Origin of the sequence: Massilia mucilaginosa, from assembly GCF_011682145.1 — a bacterium.
GTDB lineage: Bacteria > Pseudomonadota > Gammaproteobacteria > Burkholderiales > Burkholderiaceae_D > Telluria_A > Telluria_A mucilaginosa.
Genome location: NZ_WHJH01000004.1, coordinates 109,588 through 136,013, shown reverse-complemented (window position 1 = coordinate 136,013; position 26,426 = coordinate 109,588). Strand labels below are relative to the sequence as shown.

At 63.7% G+C, this 26,426-nt stretch carries 20 protein-coding genes; 2 read left to right on the top strand and 18 right to left on the bottom strand.

Annotated features, from left to right (window positions below; all coding sequences use genetic code 11):
- Window positions 1-2 precede the first annotated feature (2 nt).
- The 3 genes from F2P45_RS05805 to F2P45_RS05795 are packed head-to-tail and all read right to left on the bottom strand — an operon-like array spanning window position 3 to window position 4,423.
- Window positions 3-1,634, bottom strand: coding sequence for an ATP-dependent DNA ligase (locus F2P45_RS05805; protein ID WP_166871371.1), 1,632 nt, complete (start codon window positions 1,632-1,634; stop codon window positions 3-5).
- Window positions 1,627-2,706, bottom strand: coding sequence for a ligase-associated DNA damage response exonuclease (locus tag F2P45_RS05800; RefSeq protein ID WP_166871369.1), 1,080 nt, complete (start codon window positions 2,704-2,706; stop codon window positions 1,627-1,629). The genes F2P45_RS05805 and F2P45_RS05800 overlap by 8 nt, the downstream gene beginning before the upstream one ends.
- A gap of 16 nt (window positions 2,707-2,722) precedes the next feature.
- Complete coding sequence (locus F2P45_RS05795; RefSeq protein ID WP_166871367.1) at window positions 2,723-4,423, bottom strand: RecQ family ATP-dependent DNA helicase; 1,701 nt, start codon at window positions 4,421-4,423, stop codon at window positions 2,723-2,725.
- 198 nt (window positions 4,424-4,621) lie between these two features.
- On the opposite strand from F2P45_RS05795, the gene F2P45_RS36725 reads away from it, so the two are divergent.
- The gene (locus F2P45_RS36725) at window positions 4,622-4,744 is read left to right on the top strand and encodes a hypothetical protein (protein WP_267877337.1); all 123 of its coding nucleotides are present in this window, start codon (window positions 4,622-4,624) and stop codon (window positions 4,742-4,744) included.
- A 175-nt stretch (window positions 4,745-4,919) separates the two neighbouring features.
- On the opposite strand, the gene F2P45_RS05790 is transcribed toward F2P45_RS36725, so the two are convergent.
- The 13 genes from F2P45_RS05790 to F2P45_RS05725 form a co-directional block, all read right to left on the bottom strand.
- The gene (locus F2P45_RS05790; protein WP_166871365.1) at window positions 4,920-7,472 is read right to left on the bottom strand and encodes an excinuclease ABC subunit UvrA; all 2,553 of its coding nucleotides are present in this window, start codon (window positions 7,470-7,472) and stop codon (window positions 4,920-4,922) included.
- 311 nt (window positions 7,473-7,783) lie between these two features.
- The gene (locus F2P45_RS05785; protein WP_166871363.1) at window positions 7,784-8,923 is read right to left on the bottom strand and encodes an OmpA family protein; all 1,140 of its coding nucleotides are present in this window, start codon (window positions 8,921-8,923) and stop codon (window positions 7,784-7,786) included.
- 21 nt (window positions 8,924-8,944) lie between these two features.
- A complete protein-coding gene (locus tag F2P45_RS05780; protein ID WP_229504932.1) occupies window positions 8,945-10,351 on the bottom strand; it encodes an ice-binding family protein in 1,407 nt (468 codons plus the stop codon).
- Window positions 10,352-10,587: 236 nt separating this feature from the next.
- Complete coding sequence (locus F2P45_RS37210; protein WP_166871359.1) at window positions 10,588-11,730, bottom strand: OmpA family protein; 1,143 nt, start codon at window positions 11,728-11,730, stop codon at window positions 10,588-10,590.
- Window positions 11,731-11,760: 30 nt separating this feature from the next.
- Window positions 11,761-13,194: an ice-binding family protein gene (locus tag F2P45_RS05770; protein ID WP_166871357.1), complete on the bottom strand. Its 1,434-nt coding sequence runs from the start codon at window positions 13,192-13,194 to the stop codon at window positions 11,761-11,763.
- 200 nt (window positions 13,195-13,394) lie between these two features.
- Window positions 13,395-14,534, bottom strand: coding sequence for an OmpA family protein (locus tag F2P45_RS05765; RefSeq protein WP_166871355.1), 1,140 nt, complete (start codon window positions 14,532-14,534; stop codon window positions 13,395-13,397).
- A 200-nt stretch (window positions 14,535-14,734) separates the two neighbouring features.
- A complete protein-coding gene (locus tag F2P45_RS05760) occupies window positions 14,735-15,244 on the bottom strand; it encodes an acyl-CoA thioesterase (RefSeq protein WP_370663210.1) in 510 nt (169 codons plus the stop codon).
- Window positions 15,245-15,263: 19 nt separating this feature from the next.
- Entirely contained in the window at window positions 15,264-16,205 is a 942-nt protein-coding gene (locus tag F2P45_RS05755; protein WP_166871581.1) for a LysR family transcriptional regulator, read from the bottom strand.
- Between the two features lie 57 nt (window positions 16,206-16,262).
- Complete coding sequence (locus tag F2P45_RS05750) at window positions 16,263-17,216, bottom strand: glycoside hydrolase family 43 protein (RefSeq protein ID WP_166871352.1); 954 nt, start codon at window positions 17,214-17,216, stop codon at window positions 16,263-16,265.
- 108 nt (window positions 17,217-17,324) lie between these two features.
- Window positions 17,325-18,287 (bottom strand): galactofuranose ABC transporter, permease protein YjfF, encoded by a 963-nt coding sequence (gene yjfF, locus F2P45_RS05740; RefSeq protein WP_166871350.1) that lies wholly within the window; start codon window positions 18,285-18,287, stop codon window positions 17,325-17,327.
- Entirely contained in the window at window positions 18,284-19,276 is a 993-nt protein-coding gene (locus F2P45_RS05735) for an ABC transporter permease (protein ID WP_223164686.1), read from the bottom strand. Before F2P45_RS05735 ends, yjfF begins: the two co-directional genes overlap by 4 nt.
- A 47-nt stretch (window positions 19,277-19,323) precedes the next feature.
- Entirely contained in the window at window positions 19,324-20,850 is a 1,527-nt protein-coding gene (locus F2P45_RS05730) for a sugar ABC transporter ATP-binding protein (RefSeq protein WP_166871346.1), read from the bottom strand.
- A gap of 8 nt (window positions 20,851-20,858) precedes the next feature.
- Window positions 20,859-21,827, bottom strand: a complete 969-nt coding sequence (locus tag F2P45_RS05725; protein WP_166871344.1) for an ABC transporter substrate-binding protein — start codon at window positions 21,825-21,827, stop codon at window positions 20,859-20,861.
- Window positions 21,828-22,315: 488 nt separating this feature from the next.
- Here F2P45_RS05725 and F2P45_RS05720 point away from each other — a divergent pair, with 488 nt between their 5' ends.
- Window positions 22,316-22,948: a hypothetical protein gene (locus F2P45_RS05720; protein ID WP_166871342.1), complete on the top strand. Its 633-nt coding sequence runs from the start codon at window positions 22,316-22,318 to the stop codon at window positions 22,946-22,948.
- Window positions 22,949-22,982: 34 nt separating this feature from the next.
- Here the strand turns inward: F2P45_RS05720 and F2P45_RS05715 are convergent, their stop codons facing one another.
- Together F2P45_RS05715 and F2P45_RS05710 are read right to left on the bottom strand one after the other, a co-directional pair.
- On the bottom strand, window positions 22,983-25,340 hold the full coding sequence (locus tag F2P45_RS05715; RefSeq protein ID WP_166871340.1) for a glycoside hydrolase family 127 protein: 2,358 nt from the start codon (window positions 25,338-25,340) through the stop codon (window positions 22,983-22,985).
- Window positions 25,341-25,347: 7 nt separating this feature from the next.
- The gene (locus F2P45_RS05710) at window positions 25,348-26,358 is read right to left on the bottom strand and encodes an arabinan endo-1,5-alpha-L-arabinosidase (protein ID WP_166871337.1); all 1,011 of its coding nucleotides are present in this window, start codon (window positions 26,356-26,358) and stop codon (window positions 25,348-25,350) included.
- Window positions 26,359-26,426: the final 68 nt, after the last annotated feature.

Genomic DNA, 26,426 nt, shown 5'->3' with positions numbered 1-26,426 from the left:
ACTCATGAGCCGGCGGCGGCCAGGAGGCCTTTCAGGGTATCGAGCGTGTCGGCATCGTCGATGGTCTTGTCGTCGCGCTTGCGCAGGATGCGCGGAAAGCGCACCGCGATGCCGGCCTTGTGGCGGGTCGACAGCGCAATGCCTTCGAAGCCGATCTCGAACACCATGGTCGGTTTCACCGAGCGCACCGGTCCGAATTTTTCGATGGTGGTCTTGCGGATCGCGCTATCGACCACCGCGATCTCGGCGTCGGTCAGGCCCGAATACGCCTTGGCGAAGGGCACCAGCTTGCGCTCCTCGCCCTCGCCGTCCCACACCGCGAAGGTGTAATCGGTGTAGAGCGAGGCGCGCCGGCCGTGGCCCGCCTGCGCGTAGATCAGCACCGCGTCGATGGTGTACGGGTCGACCTTCCACTTCCACCACGTGCCCACGTTCTTGGTGCGGCCCACGCCGTACTGGGCGTCGCGCGCCTTGACCATCATGCCCTCGACGCCGCGCGCGCGCGATTCGGTGCGCACGGTGGCCAGTTCGTGCCAGCTGGCCGCATGGATCAATGGCGACAATTTGAGCTGGGGCTGATCGGTGTCGCGCACCAGCACTTCCAGCCGTGCGCGGCGCTCGTGCTGCGGCACCGCGCGCAGGTCGACGCCATCTTGTTCGAGCAGGTCGTAGGCCACCAGCACCGCCGGCAGCTCGGCCAGAAGCTTGCTTGACAAGGTCTTGCGGCCGATGCGCTTTTGCAGGTCCGCAAACGCGGCCGGCGTGCCTTCCTCGGTCCAGATCAGCACTTCGCCATCGACCACGGTGCCTTCGGGCAGATGCAGCGCCGCCAGTTCGGGAAAGCGCTCGGTGATCAGGTCTTCGCCGCGCGACCACAGATAGTTTTGCGCGCCGCGCCGCACCAGCTGCGCGCGGATGCCGTCGTACTTCCATTCGACCTGCCAGTCGCCCACCTCGCCCAGCCCTTCCGGCTCGCCCTGCAACTGGTGCGCCAGGAAGAACGGGTACGGATGGCCGCCGCGCAGCTTGTGCTCTTCGTCCGACTGGGCCGCGATCAATTGCAGGAAGCCGGCGGCGGTGGGCCGCACGCTGCCATCGGTCCAGCCCATCAGGCGCTGGGCAATGAGTTTGCTGTCGACCGCCGACAGCGACGACAGCGCGCGCGTGACCAGCAGTTTCGACACGCCGACCCGAAAGCCGCCGCCGATCAATTTGGTCAGCAAGAAGCGCTCGCGCCAATCGAGCTCGTTCCAGAACCCGAACAAGGCGGTGCGGATGGCGGCCGGATCGGCGCCGCGCAAGGGGCCGATGCGCTCCCGCATCCACTCGGCCAGGCCGATGTCGCTTTGCTGTTCGGGCGGCGGCAGGATGTGGGCGATGGTTTCGGCCAGGTCGCCGACGGCGTTGTAGGACTCGTCGAACAGCCATTCGTCGAGCTGCGCGTAGTCGATCGCGTACTGGCGCAGCAGCTTGGTCGGCACCGCCTGGCGCGGCTTGCCGCCGGCCAGGAAGTAGACCGCCCAGGCGGCGTTGTCGGGCGCGGCACTGCCGAAATAGGCTTGCAGCGCTTCGAGCTTGCGGTTGGTGGCGGTGGTTTCGTCGAGCTCGGTGTACAGGCGGGCAAACTCACGCATCCGTCACCTCGGGCGTCCCCTCGGGCGTCCCTTCGGGCGCCGGCGCAGCGGCAGCGGCAGCGGCAGCGGCAGCGGCAGCTTCCACGGCTTCGTCCTCGTCGCCGTATTCGGTGTCGAAACCGGAAGCGTCCAGGCCGACCTGGCGCAGCCAGCGCACCATGATGGGAATCGAGCCGTGCGTGACGATCACGCGCGGCGCCTCGGTGGCGCGGATCGCGGTCATCAGACCCGGCCAGTCGGCGTGATCGGACAGCACGAAGCCACGGTCCACGCCGCGTCGGCGGCGCGCGCCGCGCAGCTGCATCCAGCCGCTGGCGAATGAGTCGCTGTAGTCGCCGAAGCGCTTCATCCAGGTCGAATTGCCGGCCGACGGCGGTGCGATCACGATCGCGCGCTTGATGGCCGCCTTCTCGACATCGGTCACCAGCACGGTGGGCGGCAGCGCCACTCCGCCTTCGCGGTAGACGCGGTTGATCGGCTCGGCCGCGCCGTGGCAGATGATGGTGCCGATCGACGGATCGAGGCCCGACAGGATGCGCTGCGCCTTGCCGAAGGAGTAGGCGAAGACCACGCTGGCGCGGCCTTCGTCGGCGTTCTTGCGCCACCAGGCATTGATGTCGTCGAAAATTTCCTGCTCCGGCTGCCAGCGGTAGATCGGCAGGCCGAACGTCGATTCGGTGATGAAGGTGTCGCAGCGCACCGGCTCGAACGGCACGCAGGTGCGGTCCGGTTCGACCTTGTAGTCGCCCGACGCCACCCACACTTCGCCGCGATGCTCCATGCGCACCTGGGCCGAGCCGAGCACGTGGCCGGCCGGGTGCAGCGAGACCGTCACGCCGTTATGCACGATGCGCTCGCCGTATTCGAGGCCGTCGATGTGAATGTCGCCCAGGCGCGAACGCAGCACGTTCACGCCGCCCGCCGCCGACAGATAGTGGCCGTGGCCGACGCGCGCGTGGTCGCCGTGCGCGTGGGTGATCACAGCGCGGTCCACCGGCCGCCACGGGTCGATGTAGAACTGTCCGGGGACGCAGAACAGCCCCTCCTTGCGTACCACTACCATGTCCGACATGTGTGTCTTCTCCTTGTCAGACAGCGTCAACGTAATCGACCAGGAAGGTCTTTTCGCCGTGTTCGGGGAAGACGATGGTGACCTGGTCTCCCGCCATCGACACCACGGTGCCGAGGTCGAACTTGGGCACGCGCACCTGGGCGCCGGGCTCGAAGCGCGGGGCCGCCGGTGACGGTTCGGGGTCGCGTTCGAATTCGTCGTCGCGGATCTCGATCTCGGCCACCGCCGGGGGGTTCTTGCAGTTATCGCAGCGGCAGCACTTGTCGAAGCCCTCGACTTCATCCTTGAAGTAATCGAGCAGCACCTTCCAGCGGCAAAAGCCGCTCACTGCGTACGATACCATCTGTTCCAGCGATTCGCGGTCGCGCTCCTGCTTGCGTGCGTAGATGGCGGAGAGCGCTTCGAACAGGTCGACGCTGGCTTCTTTTGGCGTTACCACGTATTCGAGCTTGCGGTTCTGGCGCAGCAGCTTGCCGTCCTTGAGCAGCTTGAGGCAGATTTTCAGTTTGCCCGAGGCGAGATCTTGCAACTGGTCGTCGAGGCGGTCGAACACCACCTCCTCTTCCTCGGCCATGGCGCATACCGCGTCATAAATCGCTTTCAGGTCGTTGGCGGTCGGGTAGTGCTTCACGAGGAAGAACTGCTGCAGGCGTTTGTCGTCCTGGAAGTACAGCAAGGTGCATTCGGCGTCGAGCCCATCGCGCCCGGCGCGGCCCGACTCCTGGTAGTAGGCTTCGAGGTTGGCCGGCAGCTGCAGGTGCAGCACGAAGCGCGTGTCCGGCTTGTCGATGCCCATGCCGAAGGCGTTGGTGGCGACCATGACGCGCTTGTCGCCGGACATGAAGTCATCCTGGTTGCGCTTGCGAACAGCTGCGGGCAGCTTGCCGTGATAGAGCGTGGCGCTTTCGCCGGCGCCCACCAGGATGTCGAGCATCTCTTCGGCCGCCTTGACGGTGGCCGCGTAGACGATGCCCACACCCGTCGACGCCTGCACGTATTCCAGCGCGCGCGCATGGCGCTCGCTGTTGTTGGTGACCTGCGCCACGCGGTAATGCAGGTTTGGACGATAGATGCCGGTATTGACGACGTTCATGCGCGCACGCCCAAGCTGGCGCGCGATGTCGGACATGACGTCCTCGGTTGCGGTGGCCGTGAGGGCCAGCACCGGCGGGCGTTTCAGGGCGTCGATGGCGGCCGCCATTTCGAGGTAGGCGGGACGGAAATCGTGGCCCCACTGCGAGATGCAGTGCGCTTCGTCGATCACCACCAGGGCGATCTTGATTTCCTTGAGCGTGTCGAGGAACGATGGCGTCGACAAGCGCTCCGGCGTGCAGAACACGATCTCGTGAAAGCCGCTGCGGATGCCGTCCATTGCCGCCTCTTCCTCCTCGCGCGTCAGGCTGCTGTTGACCTGCACGGCGCGCACGCCGAGCGCATCGAGTTTTTCGAGCTGGTCTTTCATCAGCGAGATCAGCGGCGAGACCACGATCGTAGTCCCTTCGAGGATGCGCGCCGGAATCTGGTAGCACAGCGATTTGCCGCTGCCGGTCGGCATGATTGCCAGCGTATCCTTGCCGTCGAGGACGCTGTCGATCACCTGTTGCTGGCCATCCCGCAAACTCTCCACCCCGAAAATCGAGCGCAGCAGTTTCTTGATGGTATGGCGGCGGGCGGCGCGGGCGCCGTTGTTGAGCAGTTGTCGGTTGTGAGTAGTCATGACACAACTTTAAGACGCACACAAACGGTGCACCATAGGACGCCGCCTACATTTTTCGTAGGAGGAAGACAACAGCCGAGATGGCGAGCCAACGTCCTACATGTCGTCGGACGTTTTGCCGATAGTTACTACTGAGAACCTTGGTTAAGATGATCACATACCAGAAGCAATTTACCTAACGCACGACCGGAGGACATCATGATGCGCTTTTTTCCACTGACTTGGGCTGCCCTGCACGTAGGCCTGGCTAGCGCCGCCACGTATCTGTTGTGCTCCACCGATGTGCTGAACGAATACGCCGCCGCGCTGTTCTTCCATTAAGCAGCGGATGTTTTGCGTTTTGCGCGCTGACGCGTCGCCGGTACCCTACCCCCGCCGCCGCCTTGGCGAGCACGCCCGGGGCTACGCGTTCGCCGCGTAGCCGTTCTTGTCGCGCCGCTCGCGCGAGCGCATCGTCGTTGCCGCTTTTCCCGCATCCCGTCCACAAACGCACCGGTCAGCCTCCTTGCAGGAACTTGCCGAGGTAAGGTGCCGTGCGGCTGCGTTTTTCACGCGCCAGCATGGCCGGCGGCCCGGAATAGACGACCTTGCCGCCCGCGTCGCCGGCGCCCGGTCCGATATCGATCACCCAGTCGCTCGCCGCGACCACCCGCATATTGTGTTCGACCGCGATCACGCTGTTACCGGCATCGACCAGGCGTTCGAGCTGCACCAGCAGCTTGTCCACATCCGACGGATGCAGGCCGGTGGTCGGTTCGTCGAGTATGTACAGCATATTGCCGCGCGCGGCGCGCTGCAGCTCCGTGGCCAGCTTGATGCGCTGCGCTTCGCCGCCAGAGAGCTCGGTGGCCGGCTGGCCGAGGCGCAGGTAGCCCAGGCCGACATCGCGCAGCACCTCCAGCGAGCGCGCCACCGGCGCTTCGTCGGCAAAAAAACCGGCGGCCGCATCGACCGTCATCCCCAGCACCTCGGCGATGTTCTTGTCGTTCCAGGTCACTTCCAACGTCTTCGCGTTATAGCGCGCGCCGTTGCAGGTCGGGCATGGCGCGTACACGCTGGGCAGGAACAGCAGTTCGACCATCACCTGGCCCTCGCCTTCGCAATGCCCGCAGCGGCCCTTGGCCACGTTGAACGAAAAGCGGCCCGCGTCATAATGCCGCGCGCGCGCCGTCCTGGTGGCGGCGAAGAGCTTGCGCACATGGTCGAACAGGCCGGTGTAGGTGGCCAGGTTCGAGCGCGGCGTGCGTCCGATCGGCTTCTGGTCGACCCGCACCAGGCGCAAGATGCGCTCCATGCCGGACGCGATGCGTCCTTCGGTGGGGATGACTTCTTCGTGTTCGGGCTCGTCGCCTTCGTCCGCCTGCGCCACCTGCGGCTGGCCCAGCGCCGCGCCGACCAGGTCCACCAGCACCTGGCTGACCAGGCTCGATTTGCCGGAGCCCGATACGCCGGTCACGCTGGCCATGACGCCGAGCGGCAGGTCGATATCGAGCTGGTCGAGGTTATTCCGGGTGACGCCTTCCAGGCGCAGCCAGGCCGCAGGTTCGCGCGGCGTGCGGGCTGGCGGCGGATCGGCCGCGAACAGGTAGCGGCGCGTGTGCGACGCCGCGACATCGCGCAGTCCCTCGGGCGGGCCGCTGTACAGGAGCTGGCCGCCCTGCTCCCCCGCTGCGGGGCCGACATCGACAATCCAGTCGGCGTGGCGGATCACATCGAGCGCGTGTTCGACCACGAACAGCGAATTGCCGGCCGCCTTGAGCTGGGCCAGCGCCGTCAACAAGGCTTCGGTATCGGCCGGATGCAGGCCGGCCGACGGTTCGTCGAGCACATACACCACGCCGAACAGGTTGGAGCGCACCTGGGTGGCCAGGCGCAGGCGCTGCAACTCGCCCGGCGACAGGGTCGGCGTGCTGCGCTCGAGCGACAGGTAGCCCAGGCCCAGCGCCAGCAGCACGTCGAGGCGCGCGATCAGATCTTCGGCGATGCGGCGCGTGACGATGATTTTTTCGGGATGCGCGGCTGCCGCCTTGGCGTTGCGCTTGGCGCTGCCGTCGGCGAAAGGACGCAGCAGCGCCGACAGGCGTTCGAGCGGCAGGCGCGAGATGTCGGCGATGTCCATGCCGCCGAAGGTGACCGAGAGCGACTCCTGGCGCAGGCGCTTGCCGCGGCACAGCGGGCATTCGGCGCTGACCATGTAGCGAGCCACGCGCTTTTTCATCGACGCGCTTTCGGTGGTGGCGAAGGTTTGCAGCACGTAGCGGCGCGCACCGGTAAAGGTGCCCTGGTAACTGGGCGTCTCCTTGCGCTTGAGCGCGGCGCGCACTTGGTCGGGCGTGAAGCCGGCGTAGACCGGCACCGTCGGCGTCTCGTCGGTGAACAGGATCCAGTTGCGCACCTTCTTGGGCAGGTCGCGCCAGGGCGTATCCACATCGTAGCCGAGGGTGACGAGGATATCGCGCAGGTTCTGGCCGTGCCAGGCGGTGGGCCAGGCGGCGACGGCGCGTTCGCGGATGGTCAGGCTATCGTCGGGCACCATCGACTGTTCGGTGACCTGGTACACGCGGCCCAGGCCATGGCACTCCGTGCACGCGCCCTCCGGCGTATTGGGTGAAAACGATTCGGCGTACAAGAGCGGCTGGCGCGCCGGATAATCGCCGGCGCGCGAATACAGCATGCGCAGCGAATTGGACAAGGTGCTGACGCTGCCGACCGACGAGCGGGTGGTGGGCGAGCCGCGCTGCTGCTGCAGGGCGACGGCCGGCGGCAGGCCGTCGATATCGTCGACCTCGGGCACCGGCATCTGGTGAAACAGGCGGCGCGCATACGGCGAGACCGATTCGAGGTAGCGCCGCTGGGCCTCGGCGTACAAGGTACCGAAAGCGAGCGATGACTTGCCGGAGCCGGATACGCCGGTAAACACCACCAGCGCATCGCGCGGAATATCGACATCGACGTTCTTCAGGTTATGCTCGCGCGCGCCGCGCACCTGGACGAAGCCGGGCCGGGCCAGCGGTGCGATGGCGGGAGCGTCGTCGTTTTTCTTGCGCATGGAGGAGCTGCCAATCAATGATCAGCCGCCATTAGACCCCAGTCCGCTTGTCGCCACCGTACGTTCCCACACCAAAACTCCCCCGCCGGTGTCAGGTCTGACATTCGGACACGACCTCAACACCAGGCTGCGCGCTATTGCTGAGCACGTGTCCGATTGTCAGACCTGACACCGATGGGGGGTGATGTGCTAGTGCTGAGCACGTGTCCGATTGTCAGACCTGACACCGGTGGTGGTGGGCGCGGGGCGGATGTAAAAAAACCGCCGGGCGCGAGGCCGGGCGGTTTTTTTGCACTGCGAGCCGGATCGGCTTAGCGGCGCATGCCGACCACTTCCACCGTGACGCGGCGGTTCTTGGCGCGGCCTTCAGCGGTTTTGTTGTCGGCAACCGGCTGGGTTTCGCCCTTGCCTTCGGTGTAGACGCGCGATGCATCGATGCCTTTCGATACCAGGTACGCCTTCACCGACGCGGCCCGGCGCAGCGACAGTTTCTCGTTGTACGCGGCGCTGCCGATCGAGTCGGTGTGGCCGACCGTGATCATGACGTCGGTATCCATGCCTTGCAGCTTGCTCAGCAGCTCGTCGAGCGATGCCTTGCCCGCTGGACGCAGCACGGCGCTGTCGAAAGCGAACACGGCTTCAGCCGAGAAGGTGGTCTTTTCCGACGTTGGCACCGGCTTGGCTGGCTCGACCGGCGGCTGGGCGGCGGCTGGCGCGACGGTCGGCACGACCGCTGGCGGCGGCGGCTCGACCGGCGCGGCGACCGGCTTGGCGGCCGGACGGCCAATCTTGTAGACCAGGCCGACCGAGAACAGGTCGACCTCGCCACGGTTGCCGACGGCGTCGTTGACGCGGTAGCGCTCGACTTCGCCGCGCAAGGCCAGCGCTTCGCTGAACTTGTATTCCAGGCCGAAACCAGCCTTGGCGTTGAGCTTGCGCTCGCTCGGGCTCGGATTGGTCACCGCGAACAGGCGGTTGCCGTTAAAACGCGTGGTCGCTTTGGCATAGTTCATGCCAGCGCGGCCGAATACCGAGAAACGCTGCGAGAGCGGCACTTGCGCTACCAGGTCCAGGTTGGCGCCACGGAAACCGGCTTCGCCGTTGAGCGTACCGTTCTGGTTGGTGGTCGACTTGAAGCCGAACTTGCCCAGATCGAACAAGCCTGCTTCTACCGCGAAGTACTGGTTCAGCTGCTTACCGACGTACAACTTGTAGCCGACATCTTTCTCATCGGCCGTGAAGTTGGTCATGGACGCGCCATTCGCGGTCAGGCTGCGGATCAGGCGCACATCGTCGATCTTGGCGCGCGACTGGCCGACATTGCCGCCCACGTACCAAGCGCTGTTGGCCCATTCCGGATTGATGAAGACGTCGTCCGCCGCCGTCGCCTGCCCGGCCACCAGGGCGCAGCCGATGGCGCCCATGAGGCCCGCTTTTTTAGTGAATGTCATTGTATTCTCTCGAGTTTTTTATTATTTGGTGATCTTGTTGTTGAGCAGGACGACAGCCTTGCCGCTCAACAAACGACCGTTCAACACCGACGCGCCATCGCCGACCTTGATGTCTTCGCCGCCGGCGAGGATGGTGCCCTGGAACGCGCTCTTGGCACCGAGGTTGGTTTCGCCGAACGGAATCCAGAACACGGTGTTGTGATCGGCGCCATTGGTCAGTTCAATGATGGAGTTCGGTGCCGTGGTCAGGGTCGACTTGGCGCGGATGATGAACGGGCCCGGGCCACGCAAGGTCAGCTTGCCGTTCAGGGTGACGGCGCCCGAGTAGCAATACACGCCACGCTCGAGCACCAGGCCGCCGAGTTCGATGCCGACGTCCGAGAGGACGGTGCAAGGACGGTTGTTACCATTGAAAACGGCGGTTTGCAGGTCCTCGAAAGGACGGCTCAGGTCGAAACCCGATTTGATGTTGCGGTAGCCGGGCGCTTGCGGCGGTTCGACATTTTGCACAGGACCGCCAACGTTGCCGGTCACGAGCGTCGTGCCGCCGGCGTTGTTGGTGATGGTGGTGCTTGCCAGCACGGCAAAGTCGCGCATGCTGCCCAGGCCGATGCTGCCATCGCTTGGGGAATCAATCACGGGCGGCGTCGGCTCCGACGGCGTGGTGACCGGCGGCACGACCACTGGCGGCACCACGACTGGTGGAACCACAACCGGCGGCACCACCACCACTGGCGGCGGCGGATCGGTGATCAGCGCGGGCGTGACGGCCAGCGATGCGGTGGCGCTCTTGTCGCCGGTGCTGGCCGTGATCACGGCATTGCCTGCGGCGACGCCGGTGGCGCTGCCCGATGGGGCGATGGTGGCGATCGCGGTGCTGCCCGAGACCCAGTTCACGTTGTTGGTGATGACTGCGGTCGAGCTGTCGGAATAGGTGGCGATCGCGGTGTACTGCTGGCTGGCGCCGACGCGGACGGTGGCGCTGGCCGGGGTCACCGACAGGCCGGTCAGGCTCACCACCACCGGTGGCGTGACTGGGGTCTGGGCATTGACCAGCAGCGTGGCGGCGCCGGTTTTAGCACCGAAGGCGGCGGTAATGGCTGCGCTGCCCGGGGTCAGGCCGGTTGCCAGGCCACCCGCAGGGGTGACGCGGGCGATGGCCGGCGAGGCCGAGGCCCAGGTCGACAGGGCCGTCACGTTGCGCGAGGTGCCGTCGGCATAGCTGGCGGTGGCCATGAATTGCTGGCTGGCACCAACCAGGACAGTGGCCGTGGCCGGGGTAACGCTGACGCTGACCAGTTCCGCAGCCGGCAGGCCCAGGATCGGATCACGGCCGTTGTCGCTGCTGCCGCCGCACGCGGCGAGCACCGCCGCAGCCAGCAAGCCGGTTGCGCAGAGCAAAGTTCTTGTATGTTTTTGGATGTTCATTAAATCTTCCTTGGGGAATGAAAATTTCTCGTCGTTACGAGATGTATTCAACATGATTGTCTTCCGCAACGCACAATTCTGTGCGATAGCGAACATAACGACTTAAAGATTGGCAACATTGTACTTAATTACAACGGAAAAGTCCCGCTGCGGCCATTCCCGCCCTGCGTGGGAAAGAATGGACAAGGCGGGTCAGGCCGGGCTCTGCCCCCGGTCAAGCAATTGTTGCGGGTGGATTACTTGTTGACGCTGCGGGTGCCGACCACTTCCACCGTCACGCGGCGGTTTTTGGCGCGCCCTTCGGCGCTGTTGTTATCGGCCACCGGTTGCGATTCGCCCTTGCCTTCGGTGTAGATGCGCGCGCTGTCGACGCCTTTCGACGCGATGTAGGCTTTGACCGCTTCGGCGCGGCGCATCGACAGCTTCTGGTTGTAGGCGTCCGAACCGACCGAGTCGGTGTGGCCGACGGTAACCATCACTTCAGTGTTCATGCCTTGCAGCTTGCCCAGCAGATCGTCGAGGGCAGCCTTGCCTGCCGGCTTGACCACCGACTTGTCGAAGTCGAACAGCGCTTCGGCGGCGAACGATACTTTTTCCGATACAAGCACCGGCGCGGCCGGGGCCGGCTGGACAATGGCCGGCGCCGGCGTCACGCTTGGCGCGGCAGGCGCCACCGGCGTGACGGGTACCGGGCGGCTCGCCGCGGGACGTCCGAGCTTGTACACCAGGCTCACCGACGCCAGGTCGACATCGCCGCGATTGCCGACGGCATCGTTGACGCGGTAACGCTCGACTTCAGCGCGCAGCGCCAGCGCTTCGCTGAATTTGTATTCCAGTCCCAGTCCGGCCTTGGCATTGAGCTTGCGCTCGCTCGGGTTGGGATTGGTCACCGCGAACAGGCGGTTGCCGCTGAAATGGGTGCTGGCCTTGGCGTAATTCATGCCGACCCGGCCCAGCACCGAGAAGCGCTCGGACAGCGGCAGCTGACCGACCAGGTCCATGTTGACGCCGCGGAAACCCGCTTCGCCCACCAGCCGGCCATTTTGCGAGGTGGTGGCGTCGAAGCCGAACTTGCCGAGGTCGAAAAAGCCGGCCTCGAGCGCGAAGTAGCGGTTCAGCTGCTTGCCGACGTACAGTTTATAGGCCAGCTCGCGCTCGTCGACCTTGAAGGACGACAGGCTGGCGCCGTTGGCGGTCAGGCTGCGCGTCAGGCGTTCATTGTCGATATTGGCGCGCGACTGGCCGAGGCCGGCGCCGATGTACCACGCGCTGTTGGCCCACTCCGGATTGACGAAAGGCTCGTCGGCCCGGGCTGCCTGGCTCGCCAGCAGGGCGCAGCCGATGACGCTCAGGGCGCCGATATGTTTTGCTAATGTCATGATGTTCTTTCGGAAAAATGGAAGGCCGGCTTATTTGCTGATCTGGTTATTGCGCAGGGTGACCGCGGCGCCGCTGAGCGTACGGCCGCTTTGCAGGGTCGTGTTGTCGCCGACGGTAATGGCGGCCGACTGGCTCAGGATCGATCCCTTGAAGACGCCGTTCGCGCCCAGGGTGGTCGGTCCGGCCGGAATCCAGTACACGCTGCCAGCGGAAGCGCCGCCGGTCAGCGCCACCACGGCGTTGGCCGTGCTGTTGAGCGTGGACGCGGTGCGGAAGATGTAGACGCCCGGGCCGTCCATGGTAAAGGTGCCGGTGATGCTGATGGCGCCGGCATAGCAGTACACGCCCGGCTTGAGCACCAGGCCGCCGAGATCGATGCCCGAGGCGGAATTGACGGTGCAGGTTTGCGCATTGGCGCTGGTCACCGCAACCTGCAAGTCGGCCAGGGCGCCGGCCAGGATCTGGCCCGAGCTGTAATTGGCGTAACCGGCGGACTGGACCGGCGCGGTGGTTTGCGATGGGGAGCCGACGTCGCCGGTCACCAGGGTGGTGCCACCGGAATTATTGGTGATCGAGGTACCGGCGAGGACGGCGAAGCTGGCGGCACGGCCAAGGCTGATGTCGGCCGCTGGCGGAACGACTGGCGGAACGACTGGGGGAACGACTGGCGGCGTGACCGGTGGCTCGACGACTGGCGGAACGACTGGCGGCGTTACAGGTGGCACCACGACTGGCGGCACAACCGGTGGAACAACGGGCGGTACGACAACCGGCGGGATCACCGGCACCACGGGCGGCACGCTGACGGTGAGCACGGCGCCGGCGCTCTGGCCGCCGCTGCTGGCGCTGATGGTGGTGATACCGGCCGCGACGCCGGTCGCCATGCCGGACGGCAGGATGGTGCCGTTGGCGGTCGTGCCCGAACTCCAGGTCACTGAGTTGGTGATGATGGCGGTCGATTTATCCGAGTAATTGCCGACAGCGATAAATTGCTGGGTCGCGCCGGGCGCAATGGTCGCGCTCGACGGCGTGACGGTGATCGAGGTCAAGGTGACCACGGGCGGCGGTGGCGGCAGCGGCGTCGTCACGACCAGGGTGGCGGCCCCGGTTTTGCTGGAAAAGGTGGCGCTGATGGCGGCGCTGCCGGCGCTGATGCCGGTGGCCAGGCCTTTGGACGGGGTCACGCCGGCAATGCCGGGCGAGGCGGACAGCCAGGCCGCATCGGCCGTCACGTCGCGCGAGGAACCATCGGCATAGGTGGCGGTGGCGGTGAACTGGCGCGTGTCGGCGGTCAGCACGGTGGCGCTCGCTGGTGTGACGGCAACGCTGACCAGGGCGGCGGCCGGCTGGCCGAGAATCGGGTCGCGTCCCTGGTCCCCGCCCCCGCCGCAAGCGGCGAGGAAGGAGACGGCGAGCAATCCTGCGGCGCACATGAGGACGTTCGCGTGTTTTCTGATATTCATTATGATTCCTTCGGGTGAGCTTGTGGCCGGACAACGGCAACGTCCTTCACTATTGCCTGTTGCCACTCTCCACTCCGTGCGGAACCGTACGTAGAATTTTTAAATGGAGAATTTTCATTACTCCAACAACACTTTCGACCGAAAATGCAAAAAAGCCGCCGGCCCCAAGGGGCGCGGCGGCTTTTTAGTGAAGCGAAGGATTACTTGGCAGTACGGGTACCGACCACTTCAACCGTCACGCGACGGTTTTTAGCGCGGCCTTCTGCCGAGTTGTTTTCTGCAACTGGCTGGGTCTCGCCCTTGCCTTCGGTGTAGACGCGCGAGGTTTCAACACCTTTCGACACGATGTAAGCTTTGACAGCTTCAGCGCGGCGCAGCGACAGTTTCTGGTTGTAAGCATCGGAACCCACCGAATCGGTGTGGCCGACGGTGACCATGACTTCGGTGTTCATGCCTTGCAGCTTGTTCAGCAGATCGTCCAGAGCTGCTTTGCCTTCTGGCTTGACAACCGATTTGTCGAAGTCGAACAGGGCTTCAGCAGCGAACGAGACTTTTTCCGACACTGGCACTGGGGCCGGTGCTGGTGCTGGCATTGGTGCCGGCGCCGGTGCTGGCGTCGCTTCCGGCATTGGCGCCGGGGCTGGTGCCGGCATTGGTGCCGATGCTGCCGGACGACCCAGTTTGTAGACCAGGTTCAGCGAGTACATCTTGGTGTTGCCGTTGCTGCGCAGTGCGTCGTCGATGCGATAGTTTTCAGCTTCGGCGCGCAGAGCCAGCGCTTCGGTGAATTTGTATTCCAGGCCAACGCCGAATTTCGGGTTCAGCTTCTTCTCGCTCGATTCGCCAGCGAACAGGCCAACAGCGCGGTTACCCGAGAATTGGGTCGTTGCTTTGGTGTAGTGCATACCGGCACGGCCGTAGACCGAGAAACGCTCGCTCATCGGCACTTGCGCGATCAGGTCCAGGTTCACGCCTTTGTACTTCTGTTCAGCGTTCACAACGCCGCCCAGGTTGTTACGGGTATGGACGTTGAAGTTGCCCAGATCAAAGAAACCAGCTTCCACAGCGAAGTAGCGGCTCAGTTGCTTACCAACGAACAATTTGTAACCCATGTCTTTTTCGTCGGAACTCCACGAATTGACAAACCCGCCCTGGGCGTTCAGGTTTTTGATGACCGGAGCCGCTTTGGTGTAGCTGCGCGTCTGGCCGATACCGGCACCAATGTAGGTGGCGCTGTTCGCCCACTCTGGATTCACGAATTGGTCTTGTGCCGATGCTTGTGCTGCCAGCATGGCGAAGCCGATTGCGCTCAGAGTACCGATTTTCTTAGTCAGGGTCATGTTGTATTCTCTCGTTTATGTGTTGGGGCAGACTGGGCCTGCCCGTTGGTTTATCGCTGCTGTCGTTTTCGCTAATGCCTTTGTGCTTAGCTCGGTATCCACTATTCCTTATCCACAACACTCGTTCGGTTCGTTAGCGAACATAACTGTTTGGAAACTGAATAATTTTCACCGAAAAACCACAAAGTGTGGCGATATTGTCACACAGAAGACGATGTCTCGGTGGCGAGCAGCTCTTCTTCTTGCTCTTTGCGCAACGCGGCCATGTGGACGGCGTACTGCTCGAAGCGCTTGTCGTCCTCGCCGACCGGGATCCAGGACGGCACTTTGACGCTGTCGCCGGCAGTGTCGACCGCCACGAACACGATCAGGCAGCGCGTGGTGCGCTTGCGCGCGCCGGTCTTCGGTTCGGTGGCCGAGACATCGATGGCGATGTGCATGCTGGAGTTGCCTGTATGGACAACCATCGCCTTCACTTCGACGATCTGGCCGATGAAGATGGGTTTATAAAAGCGGATGCCGCCGATATACACGGTGACGCAGTAATAGCCGCTCCAGCCGACCGCGCAGGCGTAGCCGGCCTGGTCGATCCATTTCATCACGGCGCCGCCGTGGACCTTGCCGCCGAAGTTGACGTCGGTCGGCTCGGCCAGGAACCGCAGGGTGATCTCGCGCGGACGCGCGGGGGTAGTGTCATTGCTCATCGACATGCTCGCAAAAGTGGGGGGATCAAACCATTTCCTGCGCCGTCACGCGGACCGCCTGCAACAGCAGTTCGGCGCCCGGCGACAGCAAATGGTCTTTCTGGCGAATGATACCGAAGGCATCCATCTTGCAGGGCAACTCGATCGGCAGGATGCTCAGCACATTGAGCGAGGCGTAATACCTGGCCACGTCGACCGGCATCACATGCAGCGAATCGGTCTGCTGCAGCAGCGCCGTGATCAGCAGCAGCGCGGTGGTATCGACCACGTTCACGGGAATGTCGAGCCCGGCGCGGCGGAACATCATGTCGAAGCGGTGCCGCAAGATGCTGCCGTGCGGCGGCAAGATCCACGGCTGGCCGGCGATGTGCTTCAGTTCGAGCTGCTCGACTTCCAGCAATGGATGGCCCACCCGCACCACCGCGCAGGCCGGTTCCTCGTTCAACTCTTCGTAGATGAGACCGGCGGAATTCTCCTTTTCGAGAATGCGCCCGATCATGAAGTCGAGCATGCCGTGCTGCAGCTTGTCGAGCAGGATATTGCTCGTCTCCACATGCGCACCGATCCGCAGCATCGGCGCCTGCTCCTTGATGCGCGCAATCGCGCGCGGCAGCAGCGCCATGGCGGGGGTCATGATCACGCCCACCTCGACCTGCCCCGCCAGCCCGGCTTTCAGGGCCACGATATCGTCGTGCGCAAGCGCCAGGCTGGTCAGCGCCATGCGGGCGTGGCGCACCATGGTTTCGCCGAACATGGTCGGCTCCATGCCGCGCGGCAGGCGCTCGAACAGCTTGACGTCGAGCATCTCTTCCAGATCCTTGATCTGTTTCGACGCCGCCGGCTGGGTCATGTGCAGCGCCTCGGCGGCGCGGTGGATGTTGCGGTGGTCGTCGAGCGCGATCAGCAGCAGCAGCTGGCGCGTTTTCAGGCGCGCCTTTAAAAACCAGTTGGGGTTGAGTGTCTCCATCATGGAATCATACCCCTGATTGATATCGGTACGCGTTGCAACATACCGATCTGGATATCATTGGCAGCCCGGCGACGGGTTGGCGGCCGGCCCGCTGACCGTCTGCGGCACGAACTTGATGCTGCCATCGAGCTTGTAATGCAATTCCTCGACCGCCACCGAACGGCGGAATTCTCCGCCGCCCGGCAATTTGGCGTTGTGATAGAACACGTAGGACTTGCCGTTGAAGTCGATGATGGCCTGGTGAATGGTCTTGACCTTCTCGTTCTTGTCCATGATCACGCCCTTGAAGGTCCACGGGCCGGCCGGGCTGGCGCTGGTGGCGTACACCATCTCTTCGGGGAAGTAACGCGAATACGACATGTAGTAGGTGGCGCCGCGCTTGTGCACGTACGGGGCTTCGGTGAACGAATCGATCGCGTGCGTCATGATCGGGCCGTCCAGTTCGGTCATATTGGCCTTGAGTTTGGCGTACTTGAGAACCGTGTTGCCCCAGTACAGCCAGGCCTGGCCATCGGTATCGACGAAGACGCCCGGGTCGATGTCGTCCCACAAAATATCGATGTGACGGGTCATGTCGTTGCTGACCAAGGCGCTGCCGCGCGCGTCCAAGAAGGGGCCGGTCGGGCTGTCGGACACCGCCACGCCAATGGCCTTGCCGGGAATCGTCTTGTGCTCGACCGTGGAATAGAAATAGTATTTGCCGCCGCGCTCAGTGATGTCGGCCGCCCAGGCATCGCGCCCGGCCCATTTGAAGGTGGAAAACTGCACCGGCGAGCCATGCTCTTTCCAGGTTTTCATATCGCACGAGGAATACACGCGCCATTCATTCATCACGTAATCCTTGCCGTCCGGTTTCGCCTCATCGTGGCCGACATACAGGTACACGCGGCCCTTGTCGACCAGCGCGGCCGGGTCGGCCGTGAAGATATTGCTGATGATGGGGTTGGCGGCGCAAGCGATGCCCGTGGCGAAGCCGAGCGCGAGTGCGCCCAGTGCGTATTTGATCATTGTTGTCTCCTGTTGCTTGTAGTTGGAATGAGATCAGGCCGGGCCGCGTCAGGCCGGGCCGCGTCAGGCCGGGCCGCGTCAGTCCGCGCCGCGTCAGGCCGCGCCGCGTCAGGCCGCAGCGCGCCGTGCCGCGCCCATGGCCATCAGGCGCTGGACCACGCAGAAGATGAACAGCAAGGCGCCGATGACAATCCTGGTCCACCACGAGCTGAGCGTGCCGTCGAAGGCGATCAGGGTCTGGATCGTGCCCAGCACCAGCACGCCGGACAGCGCGCCAGCCACATAGCCATAGCCGCCGCTAAGCAAGGTGCCGCCGATCACCACCGCCGCAATGGCGTCCAGCTCGGTGCCCTGCGCATGCAGGCCGTAGCCCGACAGCATGTAGAACGAAAACAGCACCCCCGCCAGGGCCGCGCAAAAGCCGCTGAAGGCGTACACCAGCACCTTGGTGCGCGCCACCGGCAAGCCCATCATCAGGGCCGACTGCTCGTTGCCGCCGATGGCATACACGCCGCGCCCGAAGGCGGTGAAGTGGGCCAGGAAAATCGCCAGCCCCAGCATCAGCAGTGCAATGAGCGCGCTGGGCGACACAAAGCCGCCCAGAAAGCCGAGCTGGGTTTGCGACATGGCCAGGTACAGCGGGTCTTCGATGGTGATCGAGTTAATGCTGATCAGGTAGCACAGGCCGCGCGCCAGGAACATGCCGGCCAGGGTGACGATGAAGGGTTGCAGCTTGAAGTAATGAATCATGGCGCCCATGCCGCCGCCGAACAGCGCGCCCAGCAGCAGCACGACAGCGATCACCGCCAGCGGCGGCCAGTGCGCCACCTGCAGCAGCCAGGCCGAGATCATGGTGGCCAGCGCCAGCACCGAGCCGACCGACAGGTCGATGCCGCCGGACAAAATCACAAAACTCATGCCGATCGCCAGCACCAGCAGGAAGGCGTTATCGATCAACAAGTTCAGGATCACCTGCACCGACAGCAGGCCCGGATACACGGCCCCGCCGATGCCGAGCATGGCCAGCAGCAGGACGACCGTGACCAGCGGGGTAAAGTAAGGCGATTTCATGCAGTCCTCGCACGCGAAAACAATTGTTTGAATTCCGCCGATTGCGACAGGCAGACGAGGAACACGACCACCGACTTGACCACCATGTTCACTTCCGGCGGCACGCCGAGCGAGTAGATGGTGTAGGTCAGGGTCTGGATGATGAGCGCGCCGATCACGCTGCCGACCAGGCTGAATTTGCCGCCGGCGAGCGAGGTGCCGCCCAGGGTCACGGCCAGGATGGCGTCGAGTTCGAGCAGCAGGCCGGCGTTGTTGGCGTCCGCGCTTTTGATGTTGGAACTGATCATCAGCCCGGCGAGGCCGGCGCAGGCGGCGCAGAACACGTACACGAAAATGATCAGCGAGGCGGTTTTCAGGCCCGCCAGGCGCGCCGCCACCGGGTTGATGCCGACCGCCTGGATGAACAGGCCGAGCGCGGTTTTGCGCATCATCAGCGCGATGACCGCGAACACCAGCGCCACCACCGTGAGCGAAAACGGCAGGCCGGCAAAGTAGCCGCCGCCGAGGAAGAAGAACGGTTCGTAGTAGACCGTGACGATCTGTCCGTCGGTGAGCAACTGCGCCAGTCCCCTGCCCGCCACCATCAGGATCAGGGTGGCGACGATCGGCTGCAAGCCCAGCGCTGAGACCAGCACCCCGTTCCACAGCCCGCACAGAAGCGCGGCGCCCATGGCCGCCGCCAGTGCCCACACCAGCGGTGTTTCCGCTTGCGGGCCACCGCCGATCAGCATGGCCGCCACCGTGCCCGACAGCGCCACCACCGCGCCGACCGAAATATCGATGCCGCGCGTGGCGATCACCAGGGTCATGCCGAGCGCGGCCAGCATCAGCGGGGCGGCGCGGTTGATGATGTCGATCAGGCTGCCGTACAGGTGGCCGTCCTTGATGGAAATGTGGAAGAAGCCAGGAATGGCGACCAGGTCGATCAGCAGCAGCACCGCCAGGGCTGCCAGCGGACGGAACAGCGGATGGCGCGCCAGCGCCCCCATCAAAGGCGTGGCGTCTTGTTTCACGGCGGCCCGGGCCGGCGAGGCCATCATGCCGCTTCTCCGGCGATCACTTGCAGCACCGAGGTGTCGTCCAGTTCGCCGCGCTGGTATTCGCCGCAGGCCTTGCGGTCGCGCATGACGACCAGCCGGTCGCTACAGCGCAGAACTTCCGGGAGTTCGGAGGAGATGAACAGAATTGCCATCCCTTTACGACAAAGTCCGCTAACGTAATCCATGATTTCCTGTTTGGCGCGCACGTCGATGCCGCGCGTTGGTTCGTCGAGGATCAGCATCGCCGGCTTGGTCACCAGCCAGCGCGCCAGCAGCACTTTCTGCTGGTTGCCGCCCGACAGCGAACCAATCGGTGTCTCGATATCGGCCGTCTTGATGCCCAGCCACTTTACATAGTCCTGCGCCAGCGCCTGCTGCTGGCGCAAGGGGATCGCGCGCAACATGCCGGCGCGTGCCTGCAAGGCCAGGATCATGTTCTCGCGCACCGACAGTTCGAGGATGGCGCCTTCGTGCTTGCGGTCTTCGGAGCAAAATCCTATACCGGCCTCGATGGCGTCGCGCGGCGAACCGAAGGGGTGGCTGCGTTCGCCGATGCGCAAGGTGCCGCTGTCGGCCTTGTCGGCCCCGAACAGCAGGCGCGCCAGCTCGGTGCGGCCCGATCCGAGCAGTCCGCACAGGCCCAGCATGTCGCCGGCGCGGATGTCGAGGTCGAGCGGCGCCAGCGCGCCCTTGCGTCCCAGGCCACGCGCTTGCAGCAGGACGGCTGGCGCTTCCCTCGCGGCGCCCGGATGCACCAGGTCGGCCGGATGCTCGCTGGCATCGGGCGCACCGACCATCTTGTTCACCAGCGCCAGGCGCGACAGCTCGGCGCAGGCATACTCGCCCTCGCGCTCGCCGTTGCGCATGACGGTGATGCGGTCCGAAATCGCGTAGGTCTGGTCCAGGAAATGGGTCACGAACAGGATCGCCATGCCCTGGTCGCGCAGTTTGCGCAGCACGCGGAACAGCAGCTGGACTTCGGCCTCGTCGAGGCTGGAGGTCGGCTCGTCCAGAATGAGCACGCGTGCCGAAATATTGAGCGCGCGCGAAATCGCCACCATCTGCTGGATCGCCAGCGGAAAGCTGGACAACTGGGCGCGCACGTCGATGCGCACTTCCAGCTGTTCCAGCAGCTTGCTTGCCTGCGCGCGCATGCCGCGCCAGTCGACCATGCCGAACTTGCGCGGATAGCGGCCGATGAAAATATTCTCGGCCACCGACAGGTTCGGGCACAGGTTCACTTCCTGATACACCGTGCTGATGCCCAGGCGCTGCGCATCCTGGGTCGAGCCGGGGCGGATTTCCCGCCCTTCCATGACGATGCTGCCGCTGTCGGGCGCGTACACGCCGGTCAGCACCTTGATCAAGGTGGACTTGCCGGCGCCGTTCTGGCCCATCAAGGTGTGGACTTCCCCGGCGTACAGTGCCAGGCCCACATCGCTGAGCGCCTTCACGCCGGGAAATTGCTTGCTGATGCCGTGCAGCCCCAGCACCGGAGCGGCGGCGTTCGGTGCCTTGATCATGGCAAGGCCTAGTATTTGCGGTTCGGCAGTTCCTTGGCAGCCACTTCAGCCGGGAACACGCCCTCGACCGTCGTGATGCGCTTCGGCACCGGCTTGCCGGCGACGACATCGCGTGCGATCGACATCAGCTGCGGCCCGAGCAGCGGGCTGCACTCGACCGTGACGTTCATCTTGCCGGCGATCATGGCCTGGAACGCGCCTTTGACGCCGTCAATCGAGATCACCAGGATATCGACGCCCGGTTTCAGTCCGGCTTCTTCGATGGCCTGGATGGCGCCGATGGCCATGTCGTCGTTGTGTGCGTAGAGCACATGGATATCCTTGCCCTGTGCCTTGAGGAAGGCTTCCATCACTTCCTTGCCCTTGGCGCGGGTAAAGTCGCCGGTCTGGGAACGGGTGATCTTCAGCTTGGGATTGCCGGCGATAACTTCGGCAAAGCCGTTCTTGCGGTCGATGGCGGGTGCGGAGCCGACGGTTCCCTGCAGTTCGACGATGTTGAACGTGCGATCAGGGGTTTTGGCGGCGCGTTCGACCAGCCAGCGGGCGGCGCGGCGGCCTTCTTCGACGAAGTCGGAGCCGATGAAAGCGGCATATAGCGACGTATCGGTCACGTTGACGGCACGATCGGTGAGGATGACCGGAATCTTGGCGGCTTTGGCTTCGCGCAGCACGGTTTCCCAGCCGGATTCGACCACGGGCGAGAACGCGATCACGTCAACCCGCTGGGCGATGAAGGAGCGGATCGCCTTGACCTGGTTTTCCTGGCGCTGCTGGGCGTCGGCGAACTTGAGGTTGACGCCTTCCTTCTTGGCGGCCTCCTTGATCGAGATGGTGTTGGCGGTGCGCCATTCGCTTTCGGCGCCGACCTGGGAAAAGCCGATGGTCAGCGGTTTGGCGGCCAAAGCGGGAAAAGCGGTGAAAGCGGTGAAAGCGCCAAGCAATGCGGTGGCCAGAACGGCCCTGCGGGTGGTGTTCATGTGTTGTCTCCTGTTTTTTAGGGGTGGAATTCGGGACTCCTTTTATTACCCTATCTTATGAGAAAGTCACATAGCCATCCAATCAATTTTTTGATGGATGCGATACCAAAATGGGTATCGGATCGATCCTTCAGCGCGCCACATCCGCCGCCCCGGCGGGCCGGCCTCCGGGCTGAGCGAGGAACCGTCGCGCGGCGCCTCCCTTGCCACCTTGCATGCCGAAACGTAGCGCTTGCGCCGGGCATTCTTGCCAAAACGAATAGGCTGTACTGCTTGTGGCGACTCAAAGCCGGTGCCCACCCGCCCGCCTACACTCCACTGATTCGCTCATCGGGAGAACAGCAAAAGAATGCCCGGTGCATGTTTATGCGGCAGCAATAGCGAATTGCGGAAACAGGAGATGAGATGAGAAGTGACGTAGACAATCAAGCGGTCCAATAACATTTTCCATAGGCTTGTAAGAATTCCAGATATCCAAGGTGAGCAAAATGAGCATGACTTCATTCCATCCGGTGCAACACGGCTTCAAATTCGTCAACAGCTTCGTCAACCATGTTGTCAAGATTCCCGAGCTTGGCATCGACATCACTACCTACGGCCGCTGCGGCGGCATGGCATTCGCGGCGCTCGACTTTTGGTACAACACCCTCCCGATACCGGGCGACACCGCGCTTCCGGCCGATGGCACGCCGCTCGGCGACTTCATCTACGACCGGCTGATCCACAGCATCTTGATCAACGCCTTCAAATATTTCGATTTCATGCGCATTAACGATCACCCGACCTGGTTTGGCATGGGCGTGGGGCGCGCTACCCGCGAAATAGAATTCCCGCGACTGAAAAATCTGATCGACCAGGGCCAGCCATGCGCACTGGCCCTGACCAGGGCCCGCAGCATTTTTGAATTCCACAACGATCATCAGGTCGTCGCCTATGGCTATGAAGAAGGCGCGGAATATTCGTCAATACTGATTTACGATAATATTCGACCCAATGAAGAGCATCGGCTTACCTTCACCACAGCCTATAACCCTGGCGACCGGCCCATACACCATAGTTACTCCGGGGATTTCCGCGGATTTTTCGTCGAAGGCTATATTCCCCACATGCCGCCGGTGTAGGCCAAGCGCAGCGAGCCGGCTTTCTCGCATTCCATCAACCGGCTCGCAACAAGCGTAATCCATATAATCCGCCCGCCAACGAACCCGGTTTGGCAACAAACTTCACGGTGAGCTTGCCCGCCGACCCCGCCGCGATTGCGGCGGGAATCGCGATATCGCGCGTGTACACCTCCGGTCCCGCCGGCGCATCGAGCTGCACGGCCGCAATCGTCTCGCCATTGACCACCACATCGAACTTGCGCCCCGCATCCAGGGTCGAGAAACTGAGCCTGAGCACCACCGCCTCCAGCTTGGCATCGCTGAGCACATAACTGAACCACCCGCTCGCATGGCGCCAGTGCTTGCCCTTGTTCACCCCGGCATCGCCGCCTTCAGCCTGGTAGCCATGATCGGACTCCGGCTGCTGCTCGCCCGGCGCCACCTGGTCGATGGTCAGCGCAGTCAAGGCCAGCCGCTCCGCCTCGCCCCTGGCGGTGGCCGCCTGCGTGAGCGCCAGGTTGGCCGGCGTCGAATACGGCCAGTACACCATGTAGCGCGCATCGTGCAGGCGGAAGAACGGCATCAGCCGCAGGCTCCCGGCACCCTTCCCCTGGATCAGCCCGGGCGCCGTGAAGGTCAGCGGCAGTCCCTTGACCGGCTTGAAGCGCGCCACGAAGTCGCGCGTATTGCTCACAAAAACCGGCGCCGCCTCCAGCGGGCACACTGGCCCGGATGCAATATGCCCCATGCGTGTGGCATTGGCGGCAAAGTTCAGCTTTTCATCCGCGAACAACTGTGTCTTGGCCGCCAGCACGATCGGCCCGTGCAGGACCGCGTAATAGTCGCTCTTGTCCGGCATCTGCTCCAGCGTGGTGTGCATCGGCAAGGTGACATCGACCGTATCGCCCTTGCGCCATGCGCGCCGCAGGCTCACGTACGCGCCCGGCTCGCCATCGACCTTGACCGGCTTGCCGTTGACCCTGAGCTGCAGCGCCCCGCGCCTGACCCAGCCCGGATAGCGCAGCTTGAGCGTGAATGCCTTGTCCGATTCGATTCTCAGGCGCGTCTTGCCTTCGTCCGGAAAGCCGGTTGTCTGGCTCAGCTTCACGTCCTGCGCGCGCCAGTGCAGGGTGGACGGGATGAACAGATTCACGAACAGCGCGTCGCCATCGTGCGCGTAGATGAATTCGCCATATTTCGACTGGCTCTCGATGCCCGAGCCGACGCAGCACCACATCGCCTTGTCGGCCTGCGAATACACGCGGTAATGGTTCGGCCGCATCGGCGTGAAGTACACAAAGCCGCCATCAAGCGGGCGCTGCGACGACAGGATGTGGTTGTACAGCGCGCGCTCCACGTAATCGGCATAGCGCACCTGCTGGTCCCTGAGGAACAGCAGGTCCGTCAGGCGCAGCATGTTGTAGGTGTTGCAGGTCTCGGGGCCCTCAACCTCGTTCACCATCGGCGAAAAGTCCTGATCGTCGTGGAAGTGCTCCTTGACGCTGTTGCCGCCGATGGCGACCGTGCGCCGTTCGCGCACCGTGGTCCAGAAATACTGCGCGGCATCGTGCCATGTCCGCTCCCCGCTCAGCTCGCCGATGCGCTGAAAGCCGATGACTTTGGGAATTTGCGTGTTGGCATGCAGGCCGCTCAGCTTGTCCTGGGACGTGAGCAGCGGTTCCAGGATGGCCTGGTGCGAAAAGCGCATCGCCAGCGCCAGGTATTTTTTGTCGCCCGTGATCTGGTAGACGTCGGCGAAGGCCTCGTTCATGCCGCCGTGCTCGCTGCGCAGCATCGCCTGCATCTGTTCGGGCGTCAGCGAGGAGGTGAGCTTCAAGGCCCAGTCCGACAGCGAGATCAGCATCGCGCGCGCGTCCTCGTTGCCGGCGTAGCGATAGGCATCGCGCAAGCCGGCGTAGACCTTGTGCAGGTTGTACCAGGGCACCCACTTGCCGTTGACCGAGAAGTGGTCCGCTTCGAGCTTGCCTTTGGCAACGGCCTGCCACGCATCGGCGCCGCCGGGAATGCCGCCCAGGTAGCCGTTGCCGTTCGCTTCCTGGCACTTTTTGAGTTCAGCGATGGTGTAGTTCAGGCGCCCCAGCACTTCCTGGTCGCCGCTCGCAGCAAACATCAGCGCCATGGCCGACAGGTAATGGCCGCCCATGTGACCGTCGAGGCCGCTAGACTCCCAGTTGCCATAGCTTTCCTGCTTGAGCGGGAGGCCGGCTTCGCGCTGGAATGGCGCCAGCAGCTTGTCGGGCTCGAGCGCCATCAGGTAGCGCAGGTTGGTGTTCTGGGCGTCGAGGAAGGGGCTGGCGGTGAGGCGCACGTCGGCCAGCGCAAAGCGTTCGGCGGCGACCGCCGGCAGCGCGCAGGCCGCCGTCAGCGCGACAGCCAGGAAGTGTCGTTTCATGACAGCCTTATCGTTGCTTGCTCTGGTAGCGGTTCAGGTCTTGCGGGTCGACCGTGGGCCAGCCGTCCTGGTCCCACGCCATGTCGAGGATTTTGAGCTTTTGCAGGTAGTTGTCGGCGGTTTCGTAGGCGTGCATGACCAGCAGGTCCTTGCCGTCGATTGTGTAGGCGCTGTTGTGGCCGACGCCCTTCCACTGCGCGTTGCCGTCGATGAGCAGCGAGCCGCCGCCTTTGGCCATGTCCTTGCCGGCGCGGTCGAGGTAGGGGCCGGTGACCTGTTTCGAGCGGCCCATGACCACGTGGTAGGTGCTCGCTTCTTTCTTGCAGCACAGGCCCCAGGAGACGAACAGGTAGTAATAGCCATTCTTTTTGAGGATGTGGGGGGCTTCGATTTCGGCCGGGCCGGCTTCTTCCTCGGGCACGCCGGCCGGACGCGTGCGTTGGGCGATGGTGTGCCAGGCTTGCGGCTCGGCCAGGCGGGTGCGCGAGGCATCCAGCTTGACCAGCTTGATGCCGCTCCAGAACGAGCCGAACGACATCCACGGCGTGCCGCTGCTGTCGTCCACGATGTTGGGGTCGATGGCGTTCCAGTTGTCGCGGCCGGGGATCGATTGCAGGACCATGCCCTGGTCTTGCCATTGATAGTTGGCGGCGCGCGGGTTCAGGGTGGCGTTGGTGGTCACCCCGATGCCGGAGGTGTTTTTACCAAAACCGGAGACGGAATAGTAGAGGTAGTATTTTCCGTCGTGAAAGTAGATGTCCGGCGCCCAGATGTGGTCGTTGAAGCTGGGGGCGGCTGTTTTGGCCCAGGCGGGTTCGCCCGGGAATACGCGGCCTTCTTCCTTCCAGTTGCGCATGTCTGGCGAACTGTAGAAGGTGATGCCGGGGCCGGTGCTGAACAGGTAGAAGGTGTTGCCTTCCTTGGCCATGACGGGGTCGTGGACGCTGACTTGTTTGGCGTGGGCGGTGGAGAGGAAAATGCTGGCGATACAGGCGAGCGATCGGATCAAAGAACGCATTGTGAAAATTCCCAAGTGAACGCGAGACCGTCGTTTCCGGCACTGCCGGAAACGACTCCACGCAGATG

Excerpts from the sequence above, each read along its gene's own strand:
- F2P45_RS05805 (WP_166871371.1), bottom strand. The coding sequence starts at position 1,634 with ATGCGTGAGTTTGCCCGCCTGTACACCGAGCTCGACGAAACCACCGCC.
- F2P45_RS05800 (WP_166871369.1), bottom strand. The coding sequence starts at position 2,706 with ATGTCGGACATGGTAGTGGTACGCAAGGAGGGGCTGTTCTGCGTCCCC.
- F2P45_RS05795 (WP_166871367.1), bottom strand. The coding sequence starts at position 4,423 with ATGACTACTCACAACCGACAACTGCTCAACAACGGCGCCCGCGCCGCC.
- F2P45_RS36725 (WP_267877337.1), top strand. The coding sequence starts at position 4,622 with ATGATGCGCTTTTTTCCACTGACTTGGGCTGCCCTGCACGTAGGCCTG.
- F2P45_RS05790 (WP_166871365.1), bottom strand. The coding sequence starts at position 7,472 with ATGCGCAAGAAAAACGACGACGCTCCCGCCATCGCACCGCTGGCCCGG.
- F2P45_RS05785 (WP_166871363.1), bottom strand. The coding sequence starts at position 8,923 with ATGACATTCACTAAAAAAGCGGGCCTCATGGGCGCCATCGGCTGCGCC.
- F2P45_RS05780 (WP_229504932.1), bottom strand. The coding sequence starts at position 10,351 with ATGAACATCCAAAAACATACAAGAACTTTGCTCTGCGCAACCGGCTTG.
- F2P45_RS37210 (WP_166871359.1), bottom strand. The coding sequence starts at position 11,730 with ATGACATTAGCAAAACATATCGGCGCCCTGAGCGTCATCGGCTGCGCC.
- F2P45_RS05770 (WP_166871357.1), bottom strand. The coding sequence starts at position 13,194 with ATGAATATCAGAAAACACGCGAACGTCCTCATGTGCGCCGCAGGATTG.
- F2P45_RS05765 (WP_166871355.1), bottom strand. The coding sequence starts at position 14,534 with ATGACCCTGACTAAGAAAATCGGTACTCTGAGCGCAATCGGCTTCGCC.
- F2P45_RS05760 (WP_370663210.1), bottom strand. The coding sequence starts at position 15,244 with ATGTCGATGAGCAATGACACTACCCCCGCGCGTCCGCGCGAGATCACC.
- F2P45_RS05755 (WP_166871581.1), bottom strand. The coding sequence starts at position 16,205 with ATGGAGACACTCAACCCCAACTGGTTTTTAAAGGCGCGCCTGAAAACG.
- F2P45_RS05750 (WP_166871352.1), bottom strand. The coding sequence starts at position 17,216 with ATGATCAAATACGCACTGGGCGCACTCGCGCTCGGCTTCGCCACGGGC.
- yjfF (WP_166871350.1), bottom strand. The coding sequence starts at position 18,287 with ATGAAATCGCCTTACTTTACCCCGCTGGTCACGGTCGTCCTGCTGCTG.
- F2P45_RS05735 (WP_223164686.1), bottom strand. The coding sequence starts at position 19,276 with ATGGGGGCGCTGGCGCGCCATCCGCTGTTCCGTCCGCTGGCAGCCCTG.
- F2P45_RS05730 (WP_166871346.1), bottom strand. The coding sequence starts at position 20,850 with ATGATCAAGGCACCGAACGCCGCCGCTCCGGTGCTGGGGCTGCACGGC.
- F2P45_RS05725 (WP_166871344.1), bottom strand. The coding sequence starts at position 21,827 with ATGAACACCACCCGCAGGGCCGTTCTGGCCACCGCATTGCTTGGCGCT.
- F2P45_RS05720 (WP_166871342.1), top strand. The coding sequence starts at position 22,316 with ATGAGCATGACTTCATTCCATCCGGTGCAACACGGCTTCAAATTCGTC.
- F2P45_RS05715 (WP_166871340.1), bottom strand. The coding sequence starts at position 25,340 with ATGAAACGACACTTCCTGGCTGTCGCGCTGACGGCGGCCTGCGCGCTG.
- F2P45_RS05710 (WP_166871337.1), bottom strand. The coding sequence starts at position 26,358 with ATGCGTTCTTTGATCCGATCGCTCGCCTGTATCGCCAGCATTTTCCTC.